This is a genomic window from Streptomyces caelestis, from assembly GCF_001279005.1.
In the GTDB taxonomy this organism is placed as follows: domain Bacteria; phylum Actinomycetota; class Actinomycetes; order Streptomycetales; family Streptomycetaceae; genus Streptomyces; species Streptomyces heliomycini.
Genome location: NZ_LGCN01000281.1, coordinates 1 through 3,222, shown reverse-complemented (window position 1 = coordinate 3,222; position 3,222 = coordinate 1). Strand labels below are relative to the sequence as shown.

Here is a 3,222-nt window from a genome sequence, read left to right as displayed (position 1 = left end):
CTCCGCGTCGCCGGCCGCCACCGCCGCCTGGTTGAGCTTCGGCACGGCGTCGGAGGTGATCCGGTCGCTCTGCCCGCCCGTGGGCGCCTGCACCGCCTCCGCCTTGGTGATCTTCCCGCCGCTCACCGTCAGCCGGACCTGCACCGCGCCGTACTGGGTCCGCGCCGCGTCACCGGTGACGGTGCCGTTCCCGATGGGCTGGGCGCCGCCCTGCGGCGACTGGGCCGCCGCGGGCGGGGCCGCGCCGCCGGCCGCGGCGGCCGAGCCGGGATCGGACGCCGGTTTGAGTGACAGCAGCAGCACGATGCCGGACACGGTGGCGGCGGTCGCGAGCACGGCACGCCGGACGGGGTGACTCTTCCTCATCGCTTCTCAGGCTCCTGATGGGTGGGGACGACCCGGGCGGGTGGCCCGTCGCTCACATGTCGAACGACTCGTGATGGATACGGCGCGCGGGGACCCCGGCGCCGCGCAGCGCCTCGTACACCGACTGCGCGAACCCGGGCGGACCGCACATGAACACGTCGTGGCGGTCGACGTCCGGGATCTTCCGCTGCAGGGTCTCCGCCGAGATGTCGGGGCGCTCCCCGTCGGGACTGTTCACCGCGTACATCAGCCGGGCGCCCCGCTCGTCGGCGATCTTGGCCAGCTCGCCCCACAGCGCCAGGTCCTGCGTGCTGTTGGCCCGGTACAGCAGCGTGATGTCGCCGGAGGCGCCGGGCAGCGTCTCGAACAGCGCCCGCATCGGGGTGATCCCCACCCCGCCCGCCACCAGCAGCACCTTGCCGCGGCTGCGGCGCTGCGCGGTCAGCGCCCCGTAGGGGCCCTCAGCCCACACCCGCGTGCCGGGCTCCAGTTCGCGCAGCCGTGAGGTGTGGTCGCCGACCGCCTTCACCGTGATCCGCAGCATGCCGGGGCGGGGCGCCGCGGACAGCGAGTACGGGTGGGAGCTGAACCGCATCCCGGGCGCCAGGAACCGCCAGCGGAAGAACTGTCCGGCCTCCGCCCCCATCCGGTGCAGCCTGCGCCCGCTGATCAGCACCGACACGATGCCCGGCGTCTCCTCGACGACCGCCGCGACCCGCATCCGGTGCCGCAGGTTGAGCCGCACCGGGGTGATGATCCGGTACCACAGGACCAGCGCGGTCACGGCGCCGTACAACCCGTACCAGAAGGTCTTCGCGGTGGGCTCGACGGCGAACTCGTTGCCGGTGGTGATCTGGTGCCAGAACGTCAGGAAGACCGCCGCGTACGTCAGCAGGTGCACGTGGTACCAGCCGTCGTACGGCAGCCGGCGCCGGACCGGGCCGATGGAGAGGAGGGCGATGACGAACAGCAGACCGGTGCCGATGGCGGCCTTGCCCATGTCCGGCAGCGTGTTGATGGAGGTGACGGTCTGCTGCACGATGTCGCCGAGGCTCTTGCCCGCCTGGCGGGCGTAGCCCCACATGATGAGGAGGACGTGGGCGATGACCAGGCTGACGGTGTACCGGCCGCTCATCGCGTGCCAGCGGGCCACCCGGTCCGAGCCCACCCGGCGCTCCAGCGCGGGCACCCGCGCCATCTGGAGGACCACCAGGGCCATCAGATAGCCGGCGAGCAGCCCGGTGATCCGGCCCGCGGCGATGATCTTCCCGGTGGTGTCCGCGATGGACGGTGTGTTGGTCCACCACAACCACAGCACGGCCACCGCGCCCGCGCCCACGGCGAGCAGCAGGGGCACGGCGGGGGAGCGGCGCGGACGGATGCGGCGCATCGTCTGGCGGCGGGCGGCACGGCCGCCGGCGAGCGTGGTGGTCACGGTTCCTCCGTGGGGACTTGACCCTTGGCCCACAGATACGTGCGGTCACGCCGGAGTGTTCAGAGGGAGTTCACGGTCCGGTGGCGGGTGATCGCCGTGCTCCCGCTCCCGGTCCCGATCGCGGCGTGCGGACCCCGCGCGGGACCGGCCGGCGCCCCGGCGGCGTGGCAGCCGGCGGCCCGGGGCCCGGTCCAGCGGTCAAAGGAGCGCGAGTCGTCGTCCCGGCACCACCAGGAGTCCCGCCGTACGGGGCGGTGGGCGTACGCCCTCCCGCGCGGCGCCGCCTCGATGCCGAAGGCGTACGGGCACCCGTACAGCCCGGTCGGTGTCGTGTTCGTGCCCTGCCGGTGGGCGGCGTCCTCGGTCGGGCCCTCGGCTCCGAAGCGGGCCGGCGCGGAACCGCCGCCACCCGGCGGCCGTCCTTTCCGGTCCCACCGCGGTGATCAGCCGGGTGCCGCCCCGCTGTCCGCCGTCCGGTCCGGCAGCGGCGCGACCGGCCGGCCGGCGGGTGCCGGGCAGGAGCGGGGGCGGGCAGACGAGCGCGGCGGCGAGGGGGCGGCACCGGGGTGCACGGCTCAGAAGGGGAAGGGGGGAAGCGGCAGCGGCAGCCCGGGCAGTCCGTCCAGGCTGGTCGCGATGTGCTCCTTCTTGGCGAAGTGCGCGTCGAGCGAGGCGTCGTCCTCCCGCGCGAACCGCTTCCCGTGCAGGTCGCGGTCGCTCTCGTACGCCATGAAGGGCACCGCGTATCCGCAGGTGTCCCGGATCAGCTCGGCCGTCACGACGACGACGGCGCGCAGGCCGTGGACGGAGGGGTCGATGTCGGGGAAACGGGTGAGCAGCTCCCCGAAGCGGGGGTCGTCCCGGAAGACGGGCTCACCGCGGCCGTGCACGCGCACGATGTTCGGCGGCCCCTGGAAGGCGCACCACATCAGGGTGATCCGGCCGTTCTCGCGCAGATGGGCGATGGTCTCGGCGTTGGAGCCGGCGAAGTCGAGGTAGGCGACGGTGAGCTCGTCGAGGACCGCGAAGGACCCCTTGAGCCCCTTGGGCGAGAGGTTGACCGTGCCGTCGGCGGACAGCGGGGCGGTGGCGGTGAAGAAGACCGGCTGTTCCTCGATGAAGGTGCGGAGGCGGCCGTCTATGCGCTCATAGGTCTTTCCCATGTCCACCGATTATGGGACCAGGTCTTTCGTCCGTCCGAGGAATGGTCCGGCGGCCGGACGCCGGGAGAGACCGTGGCCGCCCCGGCCGGCGCTTGTACGGGGCGGCCACGGCGCCTGTCACGTCACTTGGTGAGCGTGCAGGCGGCCAGGGAGTCCAGCCCGGAGGGGCGTTCGGCGGTGCGGCCGATGGCGGTGGCGATGCGGTTGATGGCGGCGACGCGCTTGTCCTCGAGGGGGCCGAGGATGGCGTTCTGGACG

The 3,222-nt window shown here is 73.3% G+C and carries 2 protein-coding genes and 2 pseudogenes; all 4 read right to left on the bottom strand.

From position 1 onward, the window contains the following. A pseudogene (locus ADK41_RS38200) lies at positions 1-366 on the bottom strand (FMN-binding protein); the annotation flags it as partial. A gap of 52 nt (positions 367-418) precedes the next feature. Continuing rightward, positions 419-1,801: a ferredoxin reductase family protein gene (locus ADK41_RS38195; RefSeq protein ID WP_030832310.1), complete on the bottom strand. Its 1,383-nt coding sequence runs from the start codon at positions 1,799-1,801 to the stop codon at positions 419-421. Between the two features lie 59 nt (positions 1,802-1,860). Beyond that, positions 1,861-2,373: pseudogene (locus ADK41_RS43815) on the bottom strand (hypothetical protein). Between the two features lie 3 nt (positions 2,374-2,376). Continuing rightward, the gene (locus ADK41_RS38190) at positions 2,377-2,964 is read right to left on the bottom strand and encodes a pyridoxamine 5'-phosphate oxidase family protein (RefSeq protein WP_030832312.1); all 588 of its coding nucleotides are present in this window, start codon (positions 2,962-2,964) and stop codon (positions 2,377-2,379) included. Positions 2,965-3,222 lie beyond the last annotated feature (258 nt).

Coding starts and splice junctions, on each gene's coding strand:
- ADK41_RS38190 (WP_030832312.1), bottom strand. CDS start 2,964: ATGGGAAAGACCTATGAGCGCATAGACGGCCGCCTCCGCACCTTCATC.